A 26,164-nucleotide genomic window follows, 5' to 3' on the forward strand; every position below is an offset into this window, starting at 1 on the left:
ACCATGACGAACGGTGAATCGACGCAGAACGAGCTGCGCGCGTCCGGCACGGTCGGTGTCGCGATGGTGACCCCCTTCAGTGCCGACGGCAAGCTCGACGTCGATGCCGGGGTCGCGCTCGCGGCCCGCCTGGTCGATCGCGGTGTCGACCTGCTCGCGATCTCCGGCACCACCGGCGAGTCGCCGACCACCACCGAACAGGAAAAGGCGGACCTGCTCCGCGCCGTCGTCGACGCCGTCGGCAGCCGGGCGACCGTGATCGCGGGCGCGGGCACCTACGACACCGCGCATTCCATCGAACTGGCCCGCAACGCCCAGCGAGCCGGCGCGCACGGCCTGCTGGTGGTGACGCCGTACTACTCGCGTCCCTCGCAGGAGGGCCTGCTCGCGCACTTCACCGCGGTCGCCGACGCTACCGACCTGCCGGTCACCCTTTACGACATTCCGCCGCGCTCGGTGGTGCCGATCGCCAGCGACACCATCCGCCGCCTGGCCGAGCATCCGCGCATCGTCGCGGTGAAGGACGCCAAGGGCGACCTGAACGCCGGCGCGGACCTGATCGCGAACACCGACCTGGCCTTCTACTCCGGCGACGACACGCTGAACCTGCCCTGGCTGTCGATCGGCGCGACCGGATTCATCAGCGTCATCGGACATCTCGTCCCCGAGCGGCTGCGTGAGCTGCTCACTGCCTACACCGCGGGCGCGGTCGCCCGCGCCCGCGAGATCAACGCCGGCCTGGTGCCATTGAACTCCGCGATGTTCCGTTTGGGCGGTGTCGCGATGAGCAAAGGCGGCCTCCGCCTGCTCGGGGTCGACGCGGGTGAGCCGCGGTTGCCGCAGTTGATGCCGAACCCTGAACAACTCGAGTTCCTTGCTGCCGATCTACGGGCAGCGGGGGTGCTCGGATGAGAGAGCGGAGCGAGCGAATCACCACACAGCAGAGCGAGCTAAATAACCAGTGCATAGAGGTGCCGATGAGGGAGCGCAGCGAGCGAATCATCGACACAGCGACGCCAGTCAGGCCGGAACCGAGCGCCAGCGAGGTGCAGGCATGACTGAGCCTGTCGCACGTCGTCCCCGGCGGACTGCCTCCCGCACCGCGGGCCCGCCGCCGCCGGCCCCGGCCGAGCAGCCCAAGCGGGTCGAAAAGCCTGTGGCCCAGCCCGAAGTCGCCGTGCAGGCGGAGGTGCCGCCCCCGGCGACCACGTCCGAGCCCGCCGCGGTGAAGACCACGCAGCCGCGCAAGTCGGCGGCGAAGAAGTCCGCGCCGGCCAAGCAGAGCGCCCCGCGCGCCGAAGCGCCGCAAAACGGCCAGCAGGCCCGCAAGTCCGGTCGCGGCGGCCGCCAGCAGTCCGGTCGTGGACGCGGCGAACAGTCCGCGCCGCAACAGGATCCGCGCGCCGCGGCGCTCGCGCACGATCGCCTCGGCGCCCCGCCGAAGCTGGCCAAGAACGGCCTGCGCATCTTCGCGCTCGGCGGCATCGGCGAAATCGGCCGCAACATGACCGTTTTCGAGTACGGCGGCAAGCTGCTCATCGTCGACTGCGGCGTGCTGTTCCCCGAGGACCAGCAGCCTGGCGTCGACCTGATCCTGCCCGACTTCCGGCCGATCGAGCACCGGATCAACGACGTGGTCGCGGTCGTGCTCACGCACGGTCACGAGGATCACATCGGCGCGGTCCCGTTCCTGCTGCGGCTGCGCGCCGACATTCCGGTGGTCGGTTCCAAGTTCACCCTCGCGCTGGTCGCGGCGAAGTGCCGGGAGCACCGCCAGCAGCCGAAGCTGATCGAGGTCATCGAGGGCCAGCACACCAACCACGGCCCGTTCGACTGCGAGTACTTCGCGGTCAACCACTCCATCCCGGACGCGCTCGCCGTCGCCATCCGCACCCCCGCGGGCGTCGTGCTGCACACCGGTGACATCAAGCTCGACCAGCTGCCGCTGGACGGCCGCCTCACCGACCTGGCCGGTTTCTCCCGGCTCGGCGACGAGGGCGTCGACCTGTTCCTGGTGGACTCCACCAACGCCGAGGTGCCCGGCTTCGTCACGCCGGAACGCGAAATCGGCGGCGTGCTCGACACGGTGATCGGCAAGGCGCGCAACCGGGTGATCGTCGCCTCGTTCGCCAGCCATGTGCACCGCATCCAGCAGGTCGTCGACGTGGCCCAGAAGTACAACCGGCGGATCTGCTTCGTCGGTCGTTCGATGGTCCGCAATATGCAGATCGCGCAGGATCTCGGCTACCTGACCGTGCCGGAGAGCGTGGTCGTGGACCTCGACCAGGCCGCGACCCTGCCCGGCGATCGCTTGGTGCTGATCTCGACCGGTTCGCAGGGCGAGCCGCTCTCGGCGCTGTCCCGGATGGCGCGCGGTGATCACCGCCAGATCAACATCCGCGAGGACGATCTCGTGGTGCTGGCGTCCTCGCTCATCCCGGGCAACGAGAACTCGGTGTTCGCGGTGGTGAACGGCCTGGCCCGGCTCGGCGCCACGGTGATCACCCAGCAGAACGCCAAGGTGCACGTCTCCGGGCACGCGTCCGCGGGCGAGCTGCTGTACCTGTACAACGCGGTGCGCCCGACCAATGCGATGCCCGTGCACGGCGAATGGCGGCACCTGCGCGCCAACGCCGCGCTGGCCATCGCCACCGGCGTGCCGGAGGACCGGGTCATGCTCGCCGAGGACGGCGTCGTGGTCGACCTGGTCGACGGCATCGCCTCGATCGTCGGGCGGGTGCCGGTCGGGCACGTGTACGTCGACGGCCTCTCGGTCGGCGACGTCGGCGAATCGACGCTGTCGGACCGGCTGGTGCTCGGCGAGGGTGGTTTCATCTCGATCACCGTCGCGATCGACGAGACCACCGGCAAGGCGGTGAGCGCGCCGGAGGTCAGCGGACGCGGTTTCTCCGACGATCCGACGGCGCTGTCCGACGCGGCCGAACTGGTCGAGGCGGAGTTGCAGCGGCTGGCGACCGAGGGCGTCACCGATATCCATCGGATCGCGCAGAGCGTGCGGCGCGTCGTGGGTCGCTGGGTCGCCGACACCTACCGTCGTCGTCCGATGATCGTGCCCACGGTGATCGGCGTCTGACTCCGAACACCGAAAAGCGCCGGAAGCCATTGGCCTCCGGCGCTTTTCGTTTGGGCTAGCTCATTCCTCGCAAGCCGCGGAATCGATCTTCGCGCTCTTGACGATGTTGCAGGCGAAGGTGTGGTCGACCTTCCACTCGCCGCCCTCGGAGACGAACGAGACGAACGCGCCGTCGACCGGGGAGCCGTTGATGGTGACCTTCGCGTCGGCCTTCAGCTTGCCGTCGGTGGGGTCGTTCACCTTGGTGATCTCGACCTTGACGCCCTGCTTCTTGGCGGCGTCGACCAGGTTGGCGACCAGGTACGGATCCTGCTCGGCGGCCTGGATCCAGCTGATCTTCTCCTTGTTCGGCACGTTCGGATCGAACGCCTTGGTCAGGCGGTCGTTCAGCTGCTGGGTCGAAGGCTTGGCCAGGGCCGGCGAGGACGGGGTGGTCGGCGCGGAGCCGGTCTCCTTGTCGCCCTTGTCACTTCCGCCCTGCAGCTCGCCGGGCTTGGTGTCGGCGTTGGCGGTGGTGCTCGGCGACGAGGACTCCTTGTCGCCGGAGGCGCAGGCGGTGAGCGTGCACGCGGCGGCGGTCAGCACGACGGCCACGGCGGTCCGGAAAGTGCGGTGTTTCACGATGTTTCCCCTGAATCGATTCGCGGACATCAGCCGTGGTTGGATGTGCAGTTCCAGTGCACGATGTAGGCGTCGGAGGAGTTGTTCGCCCGTGCCTTGCTCTGCGCGCCGCTGCGCGACGCGGCGTAACCCCAGCTGTAGTCGCCGGTCCGGCTCGAATAGGCCACCGCCCCACAGCCGTTGGCGAACCAGACCACCGTCTCGCAATCGCTCGCGCCGCAGCTGCGGACCGCCCGCGCCTGCGCGGAACCGGAATCGGGGTAGTCGTAGGAGTACCCGATCAGTCCGGTGGAGGTGGACAGTGCGATCGCGCCGTAGTTGTACGCCTTGGCTTGCGCGGCAGGCGCGCTGATAGCCAGCGCGCAACCTGCGGCGGCCACGACGGCTGCACCAGTCATAAACTTCTTCACAGGGAATTTGCCCTTCTTGTATTTAGGCCCACGACCCGATGGACCGAGTGACAAGGTACATAGCGAACACTCATTGCGCTACCCAAGAATTCGGGGGTCTCGCGTGTCGATGTCCGCGACGCCGGGGTGGGCATCCCCGCGCTGGTCGGTATGTTCAGGGGGTGAGCATCGCGCAGCGGGAACGTCAGAAGCTCGTCGAGACCATGACCGCGGTCGGGCCGGAGGCGCCGACGCTGTGTGGCACCTGGACGGTGCGAGACCTCGCCGCGCACTTGGTGGTTCGCGAGCGGCGCCCGGATGCCGCGCCGGGCATCATGCTGAAGCCGTTCGCCGGGTATCTCGACGGCGTGCAGGCCAAAACGGCGAGCCGGCCCTTCCCCGAGCTGCTGGAACTGGTCCGGACCGGGCCGCCGTGGTGGTCGCCGCTGCGGCCGATCGACGCGATCGCGAATCTGACCGAGATGTTCGTGCACCACGAGGACGTGCGGCGCGGCAGTCCCGGCTGGGAGCCGCGTGCGCTGTCGCAGGTGGACGAGGACCGGTACTGGCAGCTGGTCCGGCGGATGGCGCGACGGTCCTACCGGAATTCGCCGGTGCAGGTCGTGCTGGAAACGCTGGACGAGCGCCGTGCGGTCGTTCGGTCGAAATCGGGCGAGGAAGTGGTGCTGACCGGGGCACCGTCGGAGCTGCTGCTGCACTCGTTCGGGCGGAACGAGGTTCGGATCGAGACCACCGGCACTCCCGAGGCCGTGCAGGCCGTTTTGACGCTGGATCGCTCCGTCTGACTGTTCGCTCACCGGGCAGGCCGGTCGCGGCTTGCCCGAACAGACGGTTTGCTCGCCACGCTTCAGGCCCGACCGGTCGGGTTCGACACGCAGGATCGGCCTCTGGGGGCGTGCGCTGTCGGATCATCGGCGACCTGGGCATCTGCACAGTTGGGCACTGATGAGACGTGCGATACCAGTGTTGCGGATGGTCTGTGAGGGGCGTTTGCGGCTAGCCTGGGTCCATGGCAGGTAAGTCCCGCAGCACCACGACGACTACTCGGGCGCGGGCGGGATCGGCGCGGGGACGGACCACGGCGGCTCGGTCTCGTTCGGCAACGCCCCGCACCACGACGACCCCTCGGGCCCGCCGCCCACCCGCGCGCAGGCCGGTTCGGCGCAAGTCGAACACCGCGCCGCTCGCGGTGCTGAGCCGCGGCATCAGCAGCGGCTGGAACATGCTCGCGCGCGGCCTCGGCGCCACCACGCGGACGCTGAGCAAGGCGGGGGAGATCGAGCACGGCCATCGTCGCGACGGCATCGCGCTGGCCCTGATCGCGTTGAGCGCGGTGATCGCGGCCGCGGTGTGGCTCTCGGCAGGCGGTCCGGTGGGGCACTGGGTGGGCGAAGCCATCCGGGCCGTGTCCGGCTCGGCCTCGGCCGGACTACCGTTCGTGGCCACCGGGATCGCCGTCGTTCTGATGCGGACCGAGGCGCATCCGGAGATCCGGCCGCGGCTGGTGCTCGGCGGGCTGCTGGTCGGCCTGCCGGTGCTCGGGCTGTGGCACGTCATCGCCGGCGCGCCGACCGATCCGCACGGGCGTTCGCGCGCAGCGGGTTTCGTCGGTTTCGTGGTGGGCGGGCCGCTCACCAACGGGCTCACCGCGTGGCTGTCGGTGCCGATTCTGTTGCTGGCCATCGTCTTCGGTGTGCTGCTGCTGACCGGCACGACGGTGCGCGAGGTGCCCGCTCGACTGCGGGAGTACTTCGGCACCGGCAGCGGTGGCGACGAATACGGTGAGTACGAGGGCGAATACGGGTACGACCCGGCCAAATACGACGCCGACGGGTTCCCGCTGCACTCCGCCAAGGCCAAGCGCCGCGGTCGCACGCCGGTGGAGAACTACCCGCCCGACGAGTTCGGCGATCCCGACGCGGTGACCGAGGTGATCGGCGAGCCGCCGTTGCAGGACGCCAAGCCGATCGCGACGGAAGAGCCTGCCGCCAAGCCGAAACCGAAGAAGCAGCGCCCGGTCCCGAAGGTCGAGGACCAGACCCCGCCGCCGCCCAAGCAGCTCGAATTCGTCGCCGATCGCGAGGTCGAGGGCGACTACGTGCTGCCGCCGATGTCCCTGCTGACCGACGGCGACCCGCCCAAGAAGCGCAGTGCCGCCAACGAATCGATGATCGAGGCGATCACCGAGGTGCTGGTGCAGTTCAAGATCGACGCCGCGGTCACCGGTTTCGTGCGCGGCCCGACGGTCACCCGCTACGAGGTGGAACTCGGACCCGGCGTGAAGGTCGAGAAGATCACCGCGCTGGCCCGCAATATCGCGTATGCCGTTGCCACGGAGAATGTTCGGCTGCTCGCGCCGATCCCCGGCAAGTCCGCCGTCGGCATCGAGGTGCCCAACTCCGATCGCGAACTGGTCCGCCTCGCCGACGTGCTCAAGGCGCCGTCGACCCGAAACGACCACCACCCGTTGGTGATCGGGCTCGGCAAGAACATCGAGGGCGACTACCTCGCCGCGAACCTGGCCAAGATGCCGCACCTGCTGGTCGCCGGCTCCACCGGTTCGGGTAAGTCGAGTTTCGTGAACTCGATGCTGGTCTCACTGCTGCACCGGGCCACGCCGGACGAGGTCCGGATGATCCTGATCGACCCGAAGATGGTGGAACTCACGCCGTACGAGGGCATTCCGCACCTGATCACGCCCATCATCACCCAGCCGAAGAAGGCGGCCGCCGCGCTGACCTGGCTGGTCGAGGAGATGGAGCAGCGCTACCAGGACATGCAGGCCAACAAGGTTCGCCACATCGACGACTTCAACAAGAAGGTCAAGTCCGGCGCGATCACCGCGCCGCTCGGCAGCGAACGGGTGTACCGGCCCTACCCGTACATCCTCGCCATCGTCGACGAGCTCGCCGACCTGATGATGACCGCGCCCCGCGACGTCGAGGACGCGATCGTGCGGATCACCCAGAAGGCCCGCGCCGCAGGCATTCACCTGGTGCTGGCCACCCAGCGCCCGTCGGTCGACGTGGTCACCGGCCTGATCAAGACCAACGTGCCGTCCCGATTGGCCTTCGCCACGTCGTCGTTGACCGACTCGCGGGTCATCCTGGATCAGCCCGGCGCCGAGAAACTGATCGGCATGGGCGACGGACTGTTCCTGCCCATGGGCGCGAACAAGCCGACCCGTCTGCAAGGCGCGTTCATCAGCGACGAAGAAATCCATGCCGTCGTCGACTTCGCCAAGAACCAGGCCGAGCCCGAATACCAAGAGGGCGTCACCGCGGCCAAGCAGGGCGAGAAGAAGGACGTCGACCCCGACATCGGCGACGACCTCGACGTTTTCATCCAAGCCGTCGAACTGGTCGTCACCTCCCAATTCGGCTCCACGTCCATGCTGCAACGCAAACTCCGCGTCGGCTTCGCCAAGGCCGGCCGCCTCATGGATCTCATGGAAACCCGCGGCGTCGTCGGCCCCAGCGAAGGTTCCAAGGCTCGCGACGTTCTCATCAAGCCCGACGAATTGGATGGTCTGCTGTGGACCATCCGTGGTGGTGGCGAGGAGCCGCCGCCGGAGGAGTCGGAGTAAGGGAATCCCGCACGGCGGCAAGTGGATCAGTCGGCGTGCTCGCCGGAGCGCACCCGTTCGCGCCAGGTGCGATTCTTGGCCCGATTGCCGCAGTTGGTCATGTCGCACCAGCGGCGTGAGCGGTTGCGTGAAGTGTCGAAGTAGACCCAGCGGCAGTCGGCCGCGGCGCAGGATTTGACCCTGGCCCAGTCGCCGGAGGCGCGGACGGTGAGGTAGGACTGCGCCACGGCGGCGACGGCGTGCCGTGCCGGATCCGCGGCGGAATCGGCGACCAGGTGCGGGCCCTGCTGATTGTCGCCGAGTTGCAGGATCACCGGCGCGGACGCCAAAACCGTTGCCGCGCCTTGGATCACGTCGGTGTCGGACTGCTGCCCGTTGTTGGCCGCGGCCAGCTCGCGCATGCCCTCGCGCAGATTCCGCAGTGCCAGTAGCGCATCCGGCTCGACGGACAGTTCTGCGTCGTCGCGCCCGAGCCAGGTGGCCAGCCAGCCCGGAGCTCGCCCGTCGGCAAGCACGTCGTCGCCGTCGGGGCAGTGCCGGGTGTTGATGAACGCCACCAGTTGCTGCACCGGTTCGGGCCGACCCTCCATCGTCATGAGACCAGTGTAACCACTTGACCGGTCACGGTGCTGCGGGTCACAATGACCAGTGTTCCGAGTTAGCCGGTCACTTTACGAGTGAAACCCGGCGCTATCACTGAAAGCAAGGAGCATGTCATGGCAACCATCACCCGGACCTCGACGTTCGATCGAGTAGCCGCAGTGCCGACGATCGGGGCCGCGCTGAGCCGTTATGGCTTGGCGCTGGTCATCCTCTGGATCGGCGCGATGAAGTTCTTCTCCTTCGAGGCGCAGGGCATTCAGCCGCTGGTGGCCAGTTCGCCGCTGATGTCCTGGCTCTACGACCTGCTGAGCGTGAACGCCCTCTCGGCGGTCCTCGGCGTCGTGGAAATCGCGATCGGGCTGTCGATCGCGGCAGGGCGCTTCGCCCCGCGCGTCGGCCTTATCGGCAGCGCCGGCGCCGTAATCCTGTTCCTGACCACCCTGAGCTTCATGCTCAGCGCCCCCGGCGTCTGGCAGCCCGGCTACGGTTTCCCGTTCCTCGGGTCGGGCGGCGGGTTTCTGATCAAGGACTTGGTCCTGCTCGGCGTCTCGGTCGCCACTGCCGGTGAGGCTCTCGCCGCCATCCGCGCTCAGCGACACTGAGGTACCAATCGGTCCCGGGGAAACCCGGCCGACTACGTCATAGTCGGCGTCAGTTGACAGATGTGGCGGTGGGAGCGGCCGACGCACAGTGGAAGCCGTCAATCCCACTGGTTCGCGGAAGGAACAACCACATGGTCGGCATCCGACGTCCCCATAGCCGGCGCGCTGCCCGGGCGGTCGCGGCGATCACCGCCGCGGTGGCCGCGGGCAGCCTCGCCGTCGCCTGCACCGCGAGCACCACGCACGCCGGGCCGACCGAGGACGCGCCGAGGCCGACCGTCGTGCTGGTGCACGGCGCGTTCGCCGACGGGTCGAGCTGGAACGACGTCATCGACAAGCTCCGCAAGGATCGGTATCCCGTTGTCGCGGCGGCCAATCCGCTGCGCGGCCCGGTCGCCGACGCCGCCACGCTACGGGGACTGATCAGTCATATCGACGGACCCGTCGTGCTGGTCGGGCACTCCTACGGCGGCTCGGTCATCAGCACCGCCGCGGCCGGCAGCGATCAGGTGCGGGCATTGGTGTACGTCGCGGCGTTCCTGCCCGCGCCCGGCGAGACCGCGCTCGAGCTGACCGGTAAGTTCCCCGGCACCACGCTGCCCGGCACGCTCGACCCGGTCCCGTTCACCGGTCCGGACGGCAGCGCCGGCACCGATCTCTACATCCAGCGCGACAAGTTCCGCGCCCAGTTCGCCGCCGACGTGCCCGCCGACCGCGCCGCGCTGGCGGCCGCGGCCCAGCGCCCGATCGCGCAGGCCGCACTGGAGGAGAAGGCCACGGTCGCCGCCTGGACCGGCAAGCCCAGCTGGGACGTGATCACCACGCAGGACCTCAACATCCCCGTCGCGGCGCAGCGGTTCATGGCCGAGCGGGCCCGGGCGCACGTCACCGAGATCGCCGCGTCGCACTCGGTCGCCGTATCCCAGCCCGAGGCCGTCGCCGACGTGATCGAGCAGGCCGCGCGCGACACCGCCCACTGACGAGCGGTCCGTGGAGCTCGCCGTCTGCCTCGCCTGCGGAATCGAGCCGAATGTTAGGGTGATCGGGTGATCATGGAGGAAGTCGACAGACTGTAGCCGCCCAGTCGGGGGCGGCGTATTGATTGCACATTCTGCTCGGCGTCCCGAATCGGGGACGGCCTGAGTTTCTTGGTGCCTGCGCCTGTTTCGCCTCCGTCTGCTTCCGCGAAGTTCCGAAATCACCCGCGCCCACGGTCTCCGCGCCCGCGGCGCGAAACTTGCGGCCCGCTCGTTCGCGAGCAGGAAAGAGTCGACGAACCATGTCTATATCCACGCAATCCGCGATCACCTTGCAGCAGTTGACGTTCGAATGGCCCGACGGCACCGTCGCGCTTGCCGGAGTCGACGGCGCCCTTACCACCGGGCGAACCGGTCTGGTCGGCCGCAACGGTGCGGGCAAATCGACGCTGCTGCGCCTGATCGCCGGAATCCTCACCCCGACGTCCGGACGTATCGAAACCACCGGTGCGGTGGGCTACCTACCGCAGACACTCACCCTCGGCCGCGACGCCACCATCGCCCAATTGCTCGGCATCGCCGACATTCTCGCGGCGCTGCGGGCGATCGAATCCGGCGACAGCGCGGAGCGGCACTTCGACACGATCGGCGACGACTGGGACATCGAGGCCCGCGCCGACGAGGCGCTGGACGAAATAGGTTTCAGCGCAGCCGATCTGGATCGGAAGGTGGGGGAGATCTCCGGCGGCGAGGCGGTGCTCATCGCGATCACCGGCCTGCGGGTGCAGCGCACGCCGATCACCCTGCTCGACGAGCCGACCAACAACCTCGATCGCGAAACCCGTTCCCAGCTGGCCGAATTCGTGGATACCTGGCCCGGCACGCTGGTGGTGGTCAGCCACGATCTGGAACTGCTCGAGCGCATGGACGCCACCGCGGAACTGCACGGCACGACTCTCGACGTGTTCGGCGGTCCGTACAGCGACTGGCAGCGCCACATCGAGCAGGAACAGGCGGCGGCCGCGCAGGCGGCCCGCACCGCCGAGCAGGCGTTGAAAGTCGAGAAACGACAACGCATCGAGGCCGAGACCAAACTCGCCAGACGCGAACGCACGGGGCGCAACACCCAGCAGAACGGCGGCATTCCGCGAATCCTGGCGGGCAACCGCGCCAGCAAGGCACAGGCTTCGGCCGGAGCGATGCGCACCACGCTGGACGCGAAAGTCGTTGCGGCCCAAGATGCGCTGGCATCCGCAGCGGCACGGGTGCGCCGCGAGGAACACATCCATCTCGAACTGCCGGACCCGGATGTGCCGCGCAGCCGCCGCATCGCGGAACTGCGCGACGGCGATCGCGGCGTCGTCATCCAAGGTCCGGAGCGCGTCGCCCTGATCGGCCGTAACGGCGCGGGGAAGACGACGCTGATCGAGAACCTGATCCACGGTCGCGACCCGGAACGGGGCACGCTGTACACCGACCGGGTGGGCTATCTCCCGCAACGCCTCGATGACCTGGACGAGCAGGCCGGCGCGCTCGACAACGTGCACGCGGTCGCCGCCGCCACCCCGCCCGCCACGATCCGCAACCAGCTGGCCCGGCTACTCCTGCGCGGTGACAGCGTCGAGCGGCCCGTCTCGACGCTGTCCGGCGGCGAGCGATTCCGAGTCTCGTTGGCGCGCTTGCTTCTCGCCGATCCACCGGCGCAGGTGCTGATCCTCGACGAGCCCACCAACAACCTCGACATCGCCAGCGTCGACCAACTCGTCGACGCGCTGGCCGACTATCGCGGCGCGATTATGGTGGTCAGTCACGACTATCCGTTCCTGCGCCGGATCGGCGTCGACACCGTGCTCGAACTCGAGTCCGGCGGCGGTATCCGGCAACGCGCTTACCTGTAGCCGGACGCTGGGGCCGGTGCTGTGTCACCGGCCCCAGCGCTCACAGGTGATCGGCGTCGATGATCGCCTGCGCGAACGGATGCGGCGCTTCTTGCGGGACGTTGTGCCCGATGCCGTCGAGCACGCGGTGCTCGTATTTGCCGGAGTACTTGCCGCGGTAGGGTTTTCCGTCCTTGGCCGCCCCGTCGAAATCGCTGCCGATGGTGATGGCGGGCACGGTGATGGCCGGTCCGGCGGCGAGCTGCTGCTCGTAGGCGTCGTATTGCGGCTCGCCGGGCGCCAGGCTCAGCCGCCACCGGTAGTTGTGGATGACGATGTCGACATGGTCGGGATTGTCGAAGGCGGCCGCGCTGCGGTCATAGGTGGCGTCGTCGAAATGCCATTGGGGAGAAGCGCGTTGCCAGATCAGCTTGTTGAAATCGTGCCGGTTGCGGGTGTAGCCGAGGCGGCCGCGTTCGGTGGCGAAATAGTACTGATACCACCAGCCGAGTTCGGCTTCCGGCGACAGCGGCTGCTGCTGCGCCGCCTGCTGGGTGACGATGTATCCGCTCACCGCGACGATCGCCTTGCAACGCTGCGGCCACAAGGTGGCGATGATGTCGACTGTTCTTGCGCCCCAGTCGAATCCGCCGAGAACGGCTTGGTCGATGTGCAGCGCGTCCATGAAGTCGACGATGTCGCGGGCGATCGCCGTCTGCTGGCCGTTGCGGACGGTCTCGGCGGACCGGAAGGTGGTCGAGCCGTAACCGCGTAGGAACGGGACGATTACCCGGTATCCGGCGGCCGCGAGCAGCGGTCCGACGTCGGCGTAGCTATAGGGGTCGTAGGGCCAGCCGTGCAGCAGAATCACGGGTTGCCCGGTGCTGGGACCGAATTCGGCGTATCCGACAGTGAGCACTCCGGCGTCGATCTGTTTGATCGGGCCCAGCGTGGTGTTGGCCCCGGAGCCCGCCCGCAGGTCCGGTCCCGGCGTCGTGGTCGCGGGCGTGGTGGAGTCGGTGGCGCAGGCGCCCAATGCGGCCGCCGCGCCGACCGCCAGCGCGCCACCGAAAAATCGTCTGCTGATGTCCATTCGCGCTCCTGCTGTCGGTTCTCGGCGGATGCGCGGCGACGTTTGTCACCGCTGGTACCGACGCTAGGCAGCGCACGAGAGCCACCGCGAGCGTCGGATGACGTAATCAGTGTCGGTCAGCCGCGCGGGGACAAGTGGTGACTACGGGTTCGGGTCGTCGGAGGTCGGCAACAGCGCGGCCAAGTCGCCGCGCGCACTGATGCCGAGCTTCGGGAAGATCCGGTGCAGGTGGGTGCTGACGGTCCGATGCGACAGATACAGCCGTTGCCCGATCTCCCGGTTGGTCAGTCCCTGCGCCGCCAGTTGCGCGATGCTCAGCTCGTGTGGGGTGAGCCGGTCGCGGGCGTCCAGGCTGCGGTCCGGGCTCGATTCGCCGGCACCGCGTAGTTCCACGCGGGCCCGCTCGCTCCAGGCGGCGAAGCCGAGGGCGTCGAAAGTCTCTCTGGCCGTGCGCAAATGGGTCCGGGATTCGACGACCCGGCGCTGCCGGCGCAACCACTCGCCGTAGGCCAAGTGTAGCCGGCCGCGCTCGGCTGGCCACCGGCCGAGATCGGCCGCCAGCGCGGCGGTGAATCGCTCGTCGGCGGCCTCGTTAGCGAAAACGGCCTGCGCGTAACGCATTCCGATGTGCAGCGCGGGTGACGGGGTCAGCGCGGCCGCGGGTTCCAGGTCGCGCAGCAACTTCTGCATCGCGTCGGACTGTCCGGCGCGCACCGCCGCTTCGGCGTGCTCGACCAGGAAGTACCCGCGCAGGAACGGCGAATGGGCCGGATCGCGCGAATCGTGGATGCGGCTCAGGTCGGCGAACGCGTCATCGAACCGGCCCTCGCCGAGCGCGATGAGTCCGCGGGTGAGCTGGACCGTGGCCAGCACCGGACGCGCGCCCGCGGCCAGCCCGATCCGCTCCGCCTCCGCCGTCAGCGTCGTCGCCTGCGGGTAATCCCCACGCAGCGCGGCGATTTCGGCCTGCACCGCGAGGGCGAGTCCGTGCATGAACGGCTGGCCGGTCTCGTCGGCGAAGGCGGCCGCCTCGGTGGCAGCCGATGCGGCGGCGGTGAGATCGCCGAGCCGGGCCAGGCTCCAGGCTTGGACCGTGAGCGCGCGGGGCAGCAGCCCTAGTCGTCCGGCGGCGCGCAGTCCGGGGGCGGCGGCGGTGGAGAAGTCTGCAGCCAGGTCGAAGGCGCCGACCTGAAGTGACGCGCTGCCGAGGAAACGGTCCACCTCCGGGTCGCGGCCGGTGGTCGAGACCAGTGCGCGGAGGTGGCGCAGGACCTGGTCGCCGCGTTCGAACGGAGCCACATACGCCTGCACCGCGACCATGCGCGGGTCGTCGCCGGGGATCGGGAGCGCGTCGGCGACCGCGAGGAGTGCGCGGCGGGTGCCGGGTCCGGGTTCGATCCAGAAGCACCGCATGGCCGCACCCCACAGGATGCGCATCGCGGCGTCGGTGTACCCGTCGGCCGCGACGGAGCCCGCTGTCGCGGCCAGTTCGGCTATCCGCGAAGGGCTTTCGCGCATGCCATCGTCGAATCCGCTGAGCAGCCAGTTGGCGGTAGCCTCGTGCCGCGGGGCCAATGCGAGCTCGCGGGCGACGTCGACCAAGCGTTCGGCAGTGTCGCGGCGACCGGAGTCGACCGCCAGTTCGGCCGCACGGAGCAGACGATCGGCACGGAGGTCGGGCGTGGTGCTGAGGGCCGCGGCCCGTTCCAGCGCTGCGACCGCGCCGACCCGGTGTCTCGCCTGTTCCGCGGTCGTTTCGAGTTCGGTCGCCACCTTTTCGTCGGGGCCTATGGTGCCGGCCGCGCGATGCCAGACCTGGCGATTCGGCAGGGCGTCGAGTACCTCGGCGAGCGCGAGGTGCGCCCGGCGGAGATCGTCGGCGGTTGCGGTCGCCGCGAGCGCCGACCGCATCAGCGGGTGCCGGAATGTCACTGTGCTGGCACCGATTTCGATCAGTCGAGCTGTGGCGGCGGGCGCGAGGATCTCCGGCTCGACCGGTTGACCGAGGAGAATGCTGGTGGCGGTGAGTGTTTCGGCGAGGGAGTCGCTGTCGTTGACGGCAGCGACCAACAATGCGTAGCGGCTATGCGCGGGCAGTGTGGCGCCGCGCGCCGAGAACGCGCGTTCCAGTCGTTCGGTCAACGGCAGTGCCGCGGTCGGCTCAGCGAGTTCGGCTGCCGCCGTGGGGAGTTCGATCAGTGCGAGCGGGTTTCCCCGCGCCTCCGTCCGCACCCGCTGCCGGACCGCTGCGGGCAAGTCCGCCGCGGAGCTGTCGAGCAGCGCGGTCGCTTCGTCCTCGGACAGCCCGTCCAGCCGCATGGCGGTCAGTCCGGCGTCGCACAGCGGTGAGGTACTGCCGTCGCGCAGGGTGCCGACCAGGACGAGCGGTTCGGCCTCGATGCGGCGCGCGACGAAGGCGAGCACGTCGGCACTGGCCGGGTCGAGCCAGTGCACGTCCTCGGCGACGACGAGCAGCGGCCGGTCGGCGGCCGCGTCGGCCAGCACGGTCAATGCGGCCAGGCCCACCAGGTAGAGGCTCGGATCTCCCGAAGCGTCCGACATGCCCAAAGCGGTGGTCAGCGCCTCGGCCTGACGCGCGGGCAGAGCGTCGAATCCACGGCGCAAGGGGTAGACCAGACGATGTAGCCCGGCGTACGGCAGATTCCGCTCGGCCTCGATACCGGCGGCGCGCAGCACCCGCAGCCCCGCGACCGCCGCGGCGGCGACCGCCGCCTCGACCAGCGCCGACTTCCCGATCCCCGGCTCGCCCTCGATCAGGATCCCGCTCTGCTCGGCGGGCCCGTCCAACAGCGCGGCCAGAGCCTTCAGCTCGGCGTCTCGTCCGACCATCGGCATCGTGCGGCATCCCTTCTCCGGGTCCTCCGGTGACATCTCCGACCCGTCGCGACCCTATCTGAACCGCGAATACGTCAACCCAGCGTCATCTGACAGATTCGCCGACCGGCCCGTGCTGGCGAAGGTATTCCCATGGCTACCGTTCGTTTCCACTTCTCCTCCACACTGACTCCCGCCGAGGTCGTGCGGGTACTCACCGATTTCGGCCCCACCCGCCCCGACCAGTGGCCGTCCATCGACGCCGAGCACTTCGTCGTGCACGACCGCGGCGACACCTGGGCCGAGGTCACCGAGGGCACCGCCGCCGCCTGGGAGCGAGCCCGCTACCAGTGGAACCCATCCACCCACACCGTCACCATCACCACACTCAATTCAAAGCTCTTCGGCACAGGCGGCGGCTGGACCTTCCACGCGACCCCCGAGTCAACCGGCAGCCGCGTGGAAGTCGAACTGACCCGCACCCCGCAGGCAATCAAGGGCAAGCTACTGGCCGCATTGCTACCCCTGATCGGGCCGTCCTCGCTGCGCAAGTCCTTCGCCGGCCCGCTGAAGGCCGCCTGATGTCCCCACTCGCGCGCGTGTTCCGCTGGGCCGACCGACTCAGTGCGACAACGGTTCCGGCCGGCCCGGCGGCACTGTGGATCTGGTCGGAGGCTGCACTGATGCACGGGCGAGGCCCCACTGCTTGTGATCTGCTCGGCTAGTCCTAAGTTATTGTGCCAGAGAGGATTCGAACCTCCGGCCTTCATGTCGTGCGGATTTTGCGATAGATATTCAGGCTGTCTGCGATCCCCAGCAATGTGCGGCGGGTCGTTTAACGCTCGGGCCCTGAATGACTTGGGAGGTCCAGGAGTCGGCAGATCTCCTGGTCCGGATATGGGGTGCTCCGGCTCTCCTGCTGGAACGCGCGCGTGAACGCTGACGTCGCTGCGGCAATCGGCGCGTGCCGAATGAGGATGGTGGCGGCCGTTTCGGAGATGCCCTGCGGCACTTCGCCCTCGGCGATCGTGCGCACCATCGCGGCTCGTGTCTCCCGGCTTTCCAGTCCGTAGAGGGCGGTGATCAACCACTTCACCAGATAGGTGGAAGTGAAACCGCGGTCGTAGCTTTGGTTCCGGTCGAAGAACGCGGCCTCCTCCGGCGAGAGGTCGAACCCGCAGGAGAGCGTGAGGCCGTAGTCGCCGAAGTAGAGGCGTCGACCGTCGGTCAGGATGTTGTGGAAGTGCGCGTCGAGGTGCAGCAGCCCACGGTTGTTCATGAACTCGGTGCCGGCGGCCAGTTCGCGCTCCACCATGGCGCAGGCGTGGTCGGCAGCTTCGCCGCCTGCCTCGATCCGGGCGTTCAGCCACTGGTGCAGGTTCTGTGGGATGTATTCCAGGAACAGCGCGATGCTGGCCGAAGAGTCCCGCAGGGCCTCGATCCGGTGGCGCACGTCAGGGTGGCCGTCCCAGTAGTCGACGGCGTGGTCGATGTCGGCGAGTTCGGTCGGCAGTGGCGTCGTGTCCGGCAGCACCCGCCAGTGGTACACCAGTGGGAAGCCTGGGTGCTCGTCGGCGAGCACCCAGTTCGTGGTCATGGTGTGCACGGCGAGCTCGCGCCAGGCCCCGAAGCCCGCCCCACCGATGAGGCCGACGCCGTAGTGGTAGAACTGCGGTAGGTCGAACAGGTTCGCCGTGGATCGTAGGTGCTCGGGCCGCTGTTCCAGGTCGGTGAGGGGCACTCGCTTCACGAAGACCGGTGTTCCGGCGACCTCCAGCAGCGCCGTCTTCCCGCCGATACCGACGCCCAGCGGCGCGGCCGCATCCACGAGCTCGCACAACGCGTGATCACTGCGCAGCGCCAGGGCCGTCGAGACGGTGCTATAGGACTGCAGGCGCGCCGAGCGTGACATGTCGCGGGTCGTCGCCGCGTCAGGCGACGGGGACGTCACTGCGACAGCGGAATTCGTTGCGGTCTCCACGTGGAAGCCGACCTCGATTCAGCCATGGCCGCGCGGTCGTGTCGGCGGCCTTCAGAGCGGGAAGCAGATCTGCCCGGGTCGTCGCACCCGATGGCGGTACTGGCTTGTCCCCCTGGAACCGCACTCTACGTCACGATCTCCACGTGAAGCCCTGTGCGACAGGGCACCGCAACCAGTGGTGCTGGGTGGCTGATACCCGGGAAGCCGAACGCGCTCATGTCGATGATCGGGTCAACCACAGCCGTCGAGAAGCGCAGCCCTAGAATTCAGCGGTGACTTCGGATCTCATCGACGCTGAGGGTTGGATCCTCCGTGAGGTACCTCGATGAAAGACCGCAGGCCTCCGAAAGAGCTTGATGGTGCAACAGTTGTGGTGTCTGCCCTCACTCGAGATACGTCCGCGACTGGCGTCACACAGCACTCCGCAATCGGTGACCCCGGAGCCGACGTTGCCGGGCTTGCCATCGCAAGGTATGCCGGTACGACGGGAGAGTTCTACCTCTTCTATTGCGACGAGGATTGGGTCGTCCTGACGGACACTTGGCACGCGACAATTGACGATGCGATCGCCCAAGCGGATCGCGAATTCAACGGAGTGCGCTTCGAACCGGTATAACTTTCGAGGCGCTTTCCGGTCACGGCCCCAGATATCGTCGCAGAGCTTCCCTACCTCCCGGAACGAAGCACCATCGTGCCTGCGTACTGCGCCGCGCCGGAACTGTTGGGATGATTGCTGGATGAGCCGAACCAAGTTCGTCGAAATCGATGATCGCGGATTTTGGGCGGTCGACGATGCGCTGGATGTGTGGCTGGCATATCTGGTCGAGGCGGCCGGAGACGTCGGCCGGGCGGAAGCTTGGCTGAGCGACCTCGTTGAGGATTGGCGCCGTGGCTCGGCACTTGCCGATATAGGGGTGACGATGCGGTTGCCGGTGGTGGCGCATCGCGAGCGGGTGCGCGGGATCGCTCAGCGCGCTCGCCGTGCCGCGCTGGCGGGAGGAAGTGTGCCCGTCGAACGATTGCGGCAGTGGATAATTCTTGCCAATTTGGCAGTCTCGGATGGTTTCTCGCGCACACCCGATGGTGTTGGAGTGGACCGAATCCTCGAGGTGGCCGATGGGTTTATCGGGTTGCTGGATGGAAAGCTGGCTGCTGATCCACCGCATGGCTGGTGGTATCTCGGGACTGGTGCAGGCATGTCGATTATCGAGCGCAGGGATTCGCACTGATCGACTGAGCGCTGGTTGGCCCCACTGCGGCAGCGAATGCTGACCACGTCCGGTATTGCACGCCGTGCGTGCTGAGCGAAGCGGCCACGCCGCAGATCTACGAAACGGCCATCGGCCGGGCGGAAACAGTCGAGTCTGAAATCAGCTGCCGTCCAACACCATTCGCTGACGCGACCTTCGTGCAACCGACCCTCGCCAAGCCTCGGGAAGCTTGCCAAGCTTCGAGGAGGAGGAAAGGAGGCCATCGGTCGGCGACCTCGTAAGTTGGTGTGCCCGGAAGGATTTGAACCTCCGACCTCCTGCTTCGTAGGCAGGCGCTCTCTCCGCTGAGCTACGGGCACGGGGCCCCGGGTGGGGCCGGAAAGCGGGTTCCCTCGGCGAGATTCGAACTCGCACCTCCCGGAATCTAGGTCCGGTGCCTCTACCGATTGGGCTACGAGGGATCGGGTTTCGTATCCGTGAGTGGAGTCGAACCACCGACCTGCACCTTCGGAGGGTGCCGCTCTTCCACTGAGCTACACGGATGTGAAACACGGTGGCAGCAGGAGGATTCCCTTCGGCCGCTCGGGCATGCTGCCGCGCATCGTCGCTATTCAGTTGTCGAGCACGGACGGCGGGACTCCAACCCACAACCGGCGGTTTCGGAGGTCGCTGCTCTTCGGCGTTGAGCTACGTCCGTATGCACGAGAAAGGGGTCACCCCTTGGCGTTTGCCGCGGAGTGACCCCTTTCTCGGGTCTATGAGAAGACACGAATCAGGGGCCGCTCCGGACGGTCAGCCGTCGATAGGCGACCGTCGATAGCACGACATGGGCGCACGACTGCCAGGCACCGCGGCGCGACATCTGTCGCTGCTGGGTCCCGGTCATCGTCTTCGCCTTCCTGGTCGTGTGTTTTGTTGGTACCGACGTTAACATCCGGATTTCGCGATGGGAACCGAATTTTCCACTCAGAAGGTTCGGTTGGACTCCCGTGAGATCTTGAACCCGGCACCGGTGGTGTCGTTCGTGCAGGTCACTCCGCTCTCGGCGGAGTCACAGGTGAACGCTCCCACGGTGAGCATCCCACCGTACGGCAGCACCCGGCCGCCGCCACGGTTGCCGCCGTCGGTCGGCGCGCCGACGAACACGCCCTGGTTCAAGCAGAGCGCTTCGGAGTGCGTGCCGACGGTGAGCGCGCTCGCCTGCGGGTGCTTGCTCCAGCAGTCCTTGAACTGTGCGGGCACTGGGGAAGTCGCTCCCTGGCAACCGGCTTGGGCGTTGTCATCGATCGGCTGATCGAGGATCGCGCAGAGGAACGACCCGCTCGGCGACTGGAAGTAGTACCCCATCGACTGCCGGTACTGCGCCGGATCGACTGGACCGGAGACGGGACCACGCGTCGTGGTGGGCGCGGCCGGGGAGGTCGGCGCCGGGGTCGTGGGCACGACCGGAGAACTGGTCACGGCTGCACTCGGCGGCGCCGAGCTGCGGGTCGTCGGCGCGTCCGAACCCTTGTCGTCATTGCCACACCCGGCCAGCAACGCCAGCGCGACGGCGCAGGGCACCACAGCGATACGAGCTCCTCGGATTTGCATGAGGGGCATTCTGTACCGAGCCCGCGAGCCTTTCGGTCAGGACGCGCCGGGCGGTTTGCGCGCCTGCACCGTGAAGCTGAGCGGCAACCGCTCGGGGTGTTCCGTGAGGTGCCATTCGTCACCCTCGCCGCGCGTCATCTTCCCGGGCAACGCCTCCCACGGCACGCTTCGATGCTCGGTCAGCCCGGTGATCGAGAGGCCGGCGCGCAGCAGCGCGGTCACGATCTCGCCGAACCCGTGGTTCCATTCGTGGGTCGTGGTCTGGACGAACTCGGCGTCGGTCTCGACGTAGGTGCCGCCGTCGGAAAACACCATCGGCTCCGGCGTTTCGAAGTACGGGTAGCCGACAACCAGTCGCTCCGTGTGGGTTTCATCGATCGTGCACAGCATCGGATGGCTGTCCCGGATGAACAGCTGTCCACCCGGTCGTAAGAGCCCGGCGACGGTCCGTGCCCAGCGCTCGATGCTCGGAAGCCAGCACAGCGCACCGATTCCCGTGTACACCAGGTCGAATTGCGCTCCGCCGAGGGCGGATACCGCGTCGTAGACGTTCGATTCGACGAAATCGATACCTGCCCCGGCCTTTTCGGCCAGCAACCGCGCCTGCGCCAGCGACGCGGGGGAGAAGTCGAGCCCGGTCATGGTCGCGCCGAGCCGAGCCAGCGAGAGGGTGTCGGTGCCGATGTGGCATTGCAGGTGCACCCCGCGCAGCCCGTCGATGTCGCCGAGCAGCGGCCGATCGAACCGGACGACCTCGCTGAGAAAGTCCGGTTCGGTGAGGAACCGCTGCACCGCGTAGTCGCGCGATGCGGCGTGCACGGGTGCGCGCTCGTCCCAGTTGGCCCGGTTGAGGCGGAGGTAGTCGTCGGTCACGGACGTCACTCTGGCACGGACGCCGCGGCGCGCGCATGTGAAATTATGGTCAGCAACCACACCGCTAGCCGACTAGAACGGACAAATCGGGCATGATGGACGCCATGACCTTCGCTACCGATCGACGCACCGCATGCAGGTAACCGCTCTCGAATGGGTGATCACCTGCGTGGTGATCCTCGGCTTGTTCGTCTTCGACTTCTTCGCCCATGTGCGCACCCCGCACGAACCGACCTTCCGCGAGTCCGGATTCTGGTCCGCGGTCTACATCGGAATCGCCCTGGCCTTCGGCGGTTTCGTCGCCTGGCGGTGGGGTTCGACATTCGCGGGGGAGTACTACGCGGGCTTCGTCACCGAGAAGGCGCTCTCGGTGGACAACCTGTTCATCTTCCTCATCATCATGTCGACCTTCGCGGTGCCGCGGATGTATCAGCAGAAGGCGCTGCTGATCGGCATCGTGATCGCGCTGGTGATGCGCGGGGTGTTCATCGCCGTCGGCGCGGCCGCGATCAGCGCCTTCAGCTGGGTGTTCTATCTGTTCGGCCTGTTCCTGATCTACACCGCGATCAAGCTGGTCACCGAGAGCGGCCACGAGGCCGAGCACGAGGAGAAGCGCGACAGCCGGGTCGTCGCGCTGGCCAAACGGATACTGCCGACCACCGACAGCTACGACGGCGACAAGCTGGTCACCCGGATCGACGGACGCCGCGTGGTGACCCCGCTGCTGCTGGCGTTGCTGGCGATCGGCTTCGCCGACCTGCTGTTCGCCCTGGACTCGATCCCGGCGATCTACGGTCTGACGAGCGAGCCGTACCTGGTATTCACCGCAAACGCGTTCGCGCTCATGGGTTTACGGCAGTTGTACTTCCTGATCGGTGGACTCCTCGATCGTCTGGTCTATCTGTCCTACGGCCTGTCCGCGATCCTCGCGTTCATCGGCGTGAAGCTGGTGCTGCACGCGTTGCACGAGAACACGCTGCCGTTCATCAACGGCGGCGAACACGTCAGCGTGCCGGAAATCTCCACCGGGGTCTCGCTCAGTGTGATCATCGGCATCCTGGTCGTCGCGACGGTCGCCAGCCTGCTGCGTACCCGCTCCCGCGCTCGATCGGACTGAGCGGGGCGCGAACGCTCAGAACACCCGGTTGCTGTCCGGCGCGATCTCGAACCCGTGCCCGTCTTCATCATTGCTGCAGGTGACGCTGAAAGTGTCGGCGCGGCAGGTGAATCCATGCGCGTGCAGGGTGGATCCGGCGGGCAGCACCGGGCCGGCCGCGAGCTGCGGCCCGGTGTAGAAGCCCTGATTCACGCAGAGGTATCCGGCGTCCGCGCCGACCGCCACGGCCGCGGCCGCCGGATCGGTGCTCCAGCATTTCTGCATGTGCGGCGGCGCGGGACCGGTCGCGCCCTGGCAACCCGCGGTCCGGCGCGGCTGGCCGTTCGGCTGATCGAGGATGCCGCAGGTGATCTGCCGGTCCGCCGTCTGGAAGTAATAGCCGTCGGCGTCGCGGTACAGCACCGGGTCGGCGACGCCGGGCTGGGTCAGCGGGCGGGCCGACGAGGAAGTTGCTGGGTCCGATTTGTCCGGTACGCCCAGGTACGCGTACAACAGGCCAGCGGTGGCAGCCGTCGACGCGAAAACCGCTACGTATGTGCGCATGGCCGCGAGTCTGCCGCTGTGGTAGGGGGTATGTCCGTATCGCGCACGGTGTGTCGCCGGAAGTTAGCTGTCTTCGGCAGGGTACCCGGCCTCGCCGCCTGATTCCCCGCAGGAAGAACCGGCAAAAGGGGAATCAGGACGGGCGAGCGGGTGGCAGGTTCAGGACGCGAAAGCGCCCAGCACCGGCAGCCATTCGACGACGCGCACGCCATCGATCAGCCGCTCCTGGGCGAACGGGTCCACCACGAGCAACGCGTTCAGCGCATCCGCGTCCGCGGCCTGGAACAGCAGCAGCGCGCCGGATCCGTCCGGGTACGGTCCGCTGGTCAGCAGGGCGCCCGCCGCGAGCTGATCGGCGAGCCAGCCGCGGTGCGCCGGGCGATGGGTATCCCGGCCCGGGACCGTGGCCTCGGAGTAGGTGTAGTGAACGGCGAATATCGGCACGAGTGAATCGCTTCCTGTCAGAGAGTGAGCAGCATCCGAGTATTGCCGAGCGTGTTCGGCTTCACGTAGCTCAGGTCGAGGAACTCCGCGACGCCGGTGTCGTAGGACCGGCACATCTCCGCGTACACCTCGGCCGTCACCGGCGTTCCCTCGATCTCGGCGAAACCGTGCCGCGCGAAGAACTCCACCTCGAAGGTCAGCACGAACACCCGCCGCAGTTCCAGCTCGCGGGCCACCGCGATCAGATGCTCCACCACGACCCGGCCGACGCCGCTGCCCTTGACATCCGGATGCACCGCGACCGTGCGCACCTCGCCGAGATCGGCCCACAGCACGTGCAGCGCCCCGCAGCCGACGACCCGGCCGTCCAGCTCGGCCACCCAGAATTCCTGCACTGCCTCATAGAGCGTGACCAGGTTCTTTTCCAGCAGTATCCGGCCGGCGTAGACATCGACGAGGCGTTTGATCTCGGGCACGTCGGAGGTTCGCGCGCGTCGGACGACCAGTGCGGAGCTGTTCGCGCCGAGAGGCACGCCCGGATGTGCGTCGCTGGTCGAACCACCTAGTGGTCCCCGAGAGTTCATGGGGTGCAGAGTAGTCGGGTGGGTTACCGATAGGCTGAACGTGTGCCGCACATCCAGTCGTCCCGCTCACCGCAGTGGGTCAGGCATGACGCGCGCCGGGCCGGCGCTGGTCATCGTCGTGCCGTGTTGAGTCTGGAGTGTCGATGAGCGCCCAGCCGGAAGAGATCGAGCGGCGTTGGACTGGGGCCAGTCCGATCCGATCCGGCATCGTCGCGCCGCATGCCGAACCTGTCGTGCCGCTGATGAATATCGCGAACATCCTGACCATGCTGCGGATCGCGCTGGTCCCGCTGTTCGTGGTCGCGCTGTTCGTCGACGGCGGGCACGACCCGGCCTGGCGGATCATCGCGGCCGCCCTGTTCGGTATCGCCGCGATCACCGATCGTTTCGACGGGCAACTGGCGCGCAAATACGGCCTGGTCACCGACTTCGGCAAGCTCGCCGATCCGATCGCGGACAAGGCGCTGATCGGTTCCGCGGTGATCGGTTTGTCCGTGCTGGGCGATCTGGCCTGGTGGATCACCCTGGTCATCTGCGGTCGCGAGATCGGCGTGACCCTGCTGCGACTGGCCGTGGTGCGCCGCGGCGTGATTCCCGCCGGACGCGGCGGCAAGCTGAAAACCCTGGTGCAGTCCCTCGCCATCGCGGTCCTGCTGCTGCCGTTGGGCGGCTGGCTCGCGAGCGCGGGCATGTGGCTGATGTATGTGGCCGTCGCGCTGACCGTGCTCACCGGCCTCGACTATGTCGGCCAGGCGATGCGGGTGTGGTTCGCGGGCGGGCCGGGCCGAACGCGCGGCGCATGACCGCGACGTCGTCGGTGTCGGCCGATCCGTTGACCGCCGATGCACCGGTCGCCGATCTCGTACACGCGCTGACCGCGGCCGGGCAGACCGTCGCGACCGCCGAATCCCTCACCGCCGGGCTGCTGTCCGCGACCATCGCCGGTGTTCCGGGCGCCAGCGCCGTGCTGCGCGGCGGACTCGTGGTGTACGCCACAGATCTCAAACACAGCCTGGCCGGCGTCAGCTCCGAAGTACTGGAGACGGAAGGTCCGGTCGCCGCCAGCACCGCCGAACAACTGGCAGTCGGCGCGCGAACGAATTGCGGGGCAGACTGGGGAGTGGCACTGACCGGTGTGGCCGGGCCCGACGCGCAGGACGGACATGCGGTCGGCACGGTTTTCCTCGGTCTGGCCGGTCCGGGGCACACCGAGGTGATGCGGTTGAAACTCGTCGGTGACCGTTGGACGATCAGGATCAGTGCGGCGCACACCGCGGTGCGCGAGTTGCTGCGCTGTGTACGACGGCCGGATCAGCGTCCGGCCGGGCAGGACGGGCAAGGTGAGTGATTTGTGCCGGGCGGGAACCAACCGGCCCATGCCCGACGTTGTGCCAGAAAGAACGGCGTGCGTGGCACTCGTGAGTGTCATGCAGGTCCCCTGACAGGGAGCGAAGGAGAACGAGATGACGCTGCTGCGAGAGGCCATCGGGGACAGTCTGCGGCGTGCTCGTCTCGCCCAGAGCCGGACCCTGCGCGAGGTGTCCACCTCGGCGCGCGTGAGCCTGGGCTATCTCTCCGAGGTCGAGCGGGGCCGCAAAGAAGCCTCCAGTGAGTTACTGGCCGCCATTTGCGCGGCCCTCGACGTGCCGCTGTCCCGGGTGCTCTGGGACGTGAGCACGATCATGGCCGGCGCCGACGGGCTGCCCACGCGCACCCCGGCCGACGCCGCGGCCGCGCCGCTGCCGGTCGACGCGGAGCAGACCAGCGCTCCCGCCGAGGCCGCGCCGGCCGCGGACGCACCCGCCGTCGAGCCCGCGCTCGCGCCCGCGAGTGCCAGCCTGTCGGTGGCCGGTGCGGGCGGTCGTCCGCTGCCGCTGGCCATGGACACCCGAATCGTCATTCCCGCACCCAAGGCCGACATGCTGGTCCTGGTGAAGGGCATGTGACACCCAGCGACAGGTGGCCACTGCGGCAACGCTGCGGACCGGCGCCCAAAGCGGATAGATTCTCACTAGGCGTCGGTTGGGCCGGGTATACCCGGCCCAGCGGCCGCATGGTGGAGGATAGGCACATATCGAGTGCGTGACGGTCGCGCACTGGAGCCGCGTCGAGGGCGCGGC

At 68.0% G+C, this 26,164-nt stretch carries 25 protein-coding genes and 4 tRNA genes; 14 read left to right on the forward strand and 15 right to left on the reverse strand.

Annotation, left to right across the window (positions count from 1 at the left end; genetic code table 11):
• The first annotated feature begins 3 nt into the window (after nt 1-3).
• Both dapA and F3087_RS31720 read left to right on the forward strand, forming a co-directional pair.
• Nucleotides 4-912, forward strand: a complete 909-nt coding sequence (dapA, locus tag F3087_RS31715; RefSeq protein ID WP_150405775.1) for a 4-hydroxy-tetrahydrodipicolinate synthase — start codon at nt 4-6, stop codon at nt 910-912.
• A gap of 142 nt (nt 913-1,054) precedes the next feature.
• The gene (locus F3087_RS31720) at nt 1,055-3,094 is read left to right on the forward strand and encodes a ribonuclease J (protein WP_150405776.1); all 2,040 of its coding nucleotides are present in this window, start codon (nt 1,055-1,057) and stop codon (nt 3,092-3,094) included.
• Nucleotides 3,095-3,154: 60 nt separating this feature from the next.
• On the opposite strand, the gene F3087_RS31725 is transcribed toward F3087_RS31720, so the two are convergent.
• A complete protein-coding gene (locus F3087_RS31725) occupies nt 3,155-3,715 on the reverse strand; it encodes a hypothetical protein (RefSeq protein ID WP_150405777.1) in 561 nt (186 codons plus the stop codon).
• Nucleotides 3,716-3,744: 29 nt separating this feature from the next.
• Complete coding sequence (locus F3087_RS31730; RefSeq protein ID WP_150405778.1) at nt 3,745-4,113, reverse strand: DUF4189 domain-containing protein; 369 nt, start codon at nt 4,111-4,113, stop codon at nt 3,745-3,747.
• A 173-nt stretch (nt 4,114-4,286) separates the two neighbouring features.
• Between F3087_RS31730 and F3087_RS31735 the strand changes: the two genes are divergently transcribed.
• Nucleotides 4,287-4,910 carry a TIGR03085 family metal-binding protein gene (locus F3087_RS31735; RefSeq protein WP_191094235.1) on the forward strand — a complete coding sequence of 208 codons (624 nt, stop codon included), beginning with the start codon at nt 4,287-4,289 and terminating at the stop codon, nt 4,908-4,910.
• A 224-nt stretch (nt 4,911-5,134) separates the two neighbouring features.
• The gene (locus tag F3087_RS31740) at nt 5,135-7,711 is read left to right on the forward strand and encodes a DNA translocase FtsK (protein ID WP_150405780.1); all 2,577 of its coding nucleotides are present in this window, start codon (nt 5,135-5,137) and stop codon (nt 7,709-7,711) included.
• Between the two features lie 26 nt (nt 7,712-7,737).
• Here F3087_RS31740 and F3087_RS31745 read toward each other — a convergent pair whose 3' ends face one another.
• Nucleotides 7,738-8,307, reverse strand: coding sequence for a CGNR zinc finger domain-containing protein (locus tag F3087_RS31745; RefSeq protein WP_150405781.1), 570 nt, complete (start codon nt 8,305-8,307; stop codon nt 7,738-7,740).
• 120 nt (nt 8,308-8,427) lie between these two features.
• On the opposite strand from F3087_RS31745, the gene F3087_RS31750 reads away from it, so the two are divergent.
• From F3087_RS31750 to F3087_RS31760, 3 genes are all read left to right on the forward strand, one after another.
• On the forward strand, nt 8,428-8,916 hold the full coding sequence (locus F3087_RS31750) for a YkgB family protein (RefSeq protein WP_150405782.1): 489 nt from the start codon (nt 8,428-8,430) through the stop codon (nt 8,914-8,916).
• A 131-nt stretch (nt 8,917-9,047) separates the two neighbouring features.
• Nucleotides 9,048-9,896, forward strand: coding sequence for an alpha/beta fold hydrolase (locus tag F3087_RS31755; protein WP_150405783.1), 849 nt, complete (start codon nt 9,048-9,050; stop codon nt 9,894-9,896).
• Nucleotides 9,897-10,195: 299 nt separating this feature from the next.
• Entirely contained in the window at nt 10,196-11,791 is a 1,596-nt protein-coding gene (locus tag F3087_RS31760; protein ID WP_150405784.1) for an ABC-F family ATP-binding cassette domain-containing protein, read from the forward strand.
• A gap of 40 nt (nt 11,792-11,831) precedes the next feature.
• Here F3087_RS31760 and F3087_RS31765 read toward each other — a convergent pair whose 3' ends face one another.
• Both F3087_RS31765 and F3087_RS31770 read right to left on the reverse strand, forming a co-directional pair.
• On the reverse strand, nt 11,832-12,863 hold the full coding sequence (locus F3087_RS31765; protein WP_150405785.1) for an alpha/beta fold hydrolase: 1,032 nt from the start codon (nt 12,861-12,863) through the stop codon (nt 11,832-11,834).
• 141 nt (nt 12,864-13,004) lie between these two features.
• Nucleotides 13,005-15,719 (reverse strand): AAA family ATPase, encoded by a 2,715-nt coding sequence (locus tag F3087_RS31770; protein WP_150405786.1) that lies wholly within the window; start codon nt 15,717-15,719, stop codon nt 13,005-13,007.
• Nucleotides 15,720-15,851: 132 nt separating this feature from the next.
• Here F3087_RS31770 and F3087_RS31775 point away from each other — a divergent pair, with 132 nt between their 5' ends.
• Entirely contained in the window at nt 15,852-16,280 is a 429-nt protein-coding gene (locus tag F3087_RS31775) for a hypothetical protein (RefSeq protein ID WP_150405787.1), read from the forward strand.
• Between the two features lie 253 nt (nt 16,281-16,533).
• Here F3087_RS31775 and F3087_RS31780 read toward each other — a convergent pair whose 3' ends face one another.
• Nucleotides 16,534-17,649 carry a protein kinase family protein gene (locus F3087_RS31780; protein ID WP_223885498.1) on the reverse strand — a complete coding sequence of 372 codons (1,116 nt, stop codon included), beginning with the start codon at nt 17,647-17,649 and terminating at the stop codon, nt 16,534-16,536.
• A 355-nt stretch (nt 17,650-18,004) separates the two neighbouring features.
• Here F3087_RS31780 and F3087_RS31785 point away from each other — a divergent pair, with 355 nt between their 5' ends.
• A complete protein-coding gene (locus F3087_RS31785; RefSeq protein WP_150405788.1) occupies nt 18,005-18,295 on the forward strand; it encodes a hypothetical protein in 291 nt (96 codons plus the stop codon).
• A 121-nt stretch (nt 18,296-18,416) separates the two neighbouring features.
• Nucleotides 18,417-18,908 (forward strand): hypothetical protein, encoded by a 492-nt coding sequence (locus tag F3087_RS31790; protein ID WP_150405789.1) that lies wholly within the window; start codon nt 18,417-18,419, stop codon nt 18,906-18,908.
• Between the two features lie 265 nt (nt 18,909-19,173).
• Here F3087_RS31790 and F3087_RS31795 read toward each other — a convergent pair.
• From F3087_RS31795 to F3087_RS31820, 6 genes are all read right to left on the reverse strand, one after another.
• Nucleotides 19,174-19,249, reverse strand: a tRNA-Arg gene (locus F3087_RS31795).
• A gap of 28 nt (nt 19,250-19,277) precedes the next feature.
• Nucleotides 19,278-19,351 (reverse strand) — tRNA-Leu (locus F3087_RS31800).
• Between the two features lie 10 nt (nt 19,352-19,361).
• Nucleotides 19,362-19,433: transfer RNA gene (locus F3087_RS31805), tRNA-Arg, on the reverse strand.
• A gap of 80 nt (nt 19,434-19,513) precedes the next feature.
• Nucleotides 19,514-19,587: transfer RNA gene (locus tag F3087_RS31810), tRNA-OTHER, on the reverse strand.
• Nucleotides 19,588-19,856: 269 nt separating this feature from the next.
• A complete protein-coding gene (locus F3087_RS31815; protein ID WP_150405790.1) occupies nt 19,857-20,483 on the reverse strand; it encodes a hypothetical protein in 627 nt (208 codons plus the stop codon).
• Between the two features lie 36 nt (nt 20,484-20,519).
• Nucleotides 20,520-21,356, reverse strand: a complete 837-nt coding sequence (locus F3087_RS31820) for a class I SAM-dependent methyltransferase (RefSeq protein ID WP_150405791.1) — start codon at nt 21,354-21,356, stop codon at nt 20,520-20,522.
• Nucleotides 21,357-21,489: 133 nt separating this feature from the next.
• Here F3087_RS31820 and F3087_RS31825 point away from each other — a divergent pair, with 133 nt between their 5' ends.
• On the forward strand, nt 21,490-22,473 hold the full coding sequence (locus F3087_RS31825) for a TerC family protein (RefSeq protein WP_150405792.1): 984 nt from the start codon (nt 21,490-21,492) through the stop codon (nt 22,471-22,473).
• 15 nt (nt 22,474-22,488) lie between these two features.
• Here F3087_RS31825 and F3087_RS31830 read toward each other — a convergent pair whose 3' ends face one another.
• The 3 genes from F3087_RS31830 to F3087_RS31840 all read right to left on the reverse strand — a co-directional run bounded on the left by F3087_RS31830 (nt 22,489) and on the right by F3087_RS31840 (nt 24,044).
• Nucleotides 22,489-23,016 carry a hypothetical protein gene (locus tag F3087_RS31830; protein ID WP_150405793.1) on the reverse strand — a complete coding sequence of 176 codons (528 nt, stop codon included), beginning with the start codon at nt 23,014-23,016 and terminating at the stop codon, nt 22,489-22,491.
• Nucleotides 23,017-23,175: 159 nt separating this feature from the next.
• On the reverse strand, nt 23,176-23,460 hold the full coding sequence (locus F3087_RS31835) for a YciI family protein (RefSeq protein WP_150405794.1): 285 nt from the start codon (nt 23,458-23,460) through the stop codon (nt 23,176-23,178).
• Between the two features lie 17 nt (nt 23,461-23,477).
• Nucleotides 23,478-24,044: an amino-acid N-acetyltransferase gene (locus F3087_RS31840; RefSeq protein WP_191094236.1), complete on the reverse strand. Its 567-nt coding sequence runs from the start codon at nt 24,042-24,044 to the stop codon at nt 23,478-23,480.
• Between the two features lie 143 nt (nt 24,045-24,187).
• Between F3087_RS31840 and pgsA the strand changes: the two genes are divergently transcribed.
• From pgsA to F3087_RS31855, 3 genes are all read left to right on the forward strand, one after another.
• Nucleotides 24,188-24,847, forward strand: a complete 660-nt coding sequence (pgsA, locus tag F3087_RS31845) for a CDP-diacylglycerol--glycerol-3-phosphate 3-phosphatidyltransferase (RefSeq protein WP_150405795.1) — start codon at nt 24,188-24,190, stop codon at nt 24,845-24,847.
• Nucleotides 24,844-25,392, forward strand: coding sequence for a CinA family protein (locus F3087_RS31850; RefSeq protein WP_150405796.1), 549 nt, complete (start codon nt 24,844-24,846; stop codon nt 25,390-25,392). The genes pgsA and F3087_RS31850 overlap by 4 nt, the downstream gene beginning before the upstream one ends.
• Before the next feature lie 115 nt (nt 25,393-25,507).
• Complete coding sequence (locus F3087_RS31855) at nt 25,508-25,990, forward strand: helix-turn-helix domain-containing protein (protein WP_150405797.1); 483 nt, start codon at nt 25,508-25,510, stop codon at nt 25,988-25,990.
• Nucleotides 25,991-26,164 lie beyond the last annotated feature (174 nt).

Source organism: Nocardia colli (genome assembly GCF_008704205.1).
Classification (GTDB): Bacteria; Actinomycetota; Actinomycetes; order Mycobacteriales; family Mycobacteriaceae; genus Nocardia; species Nocardia colli.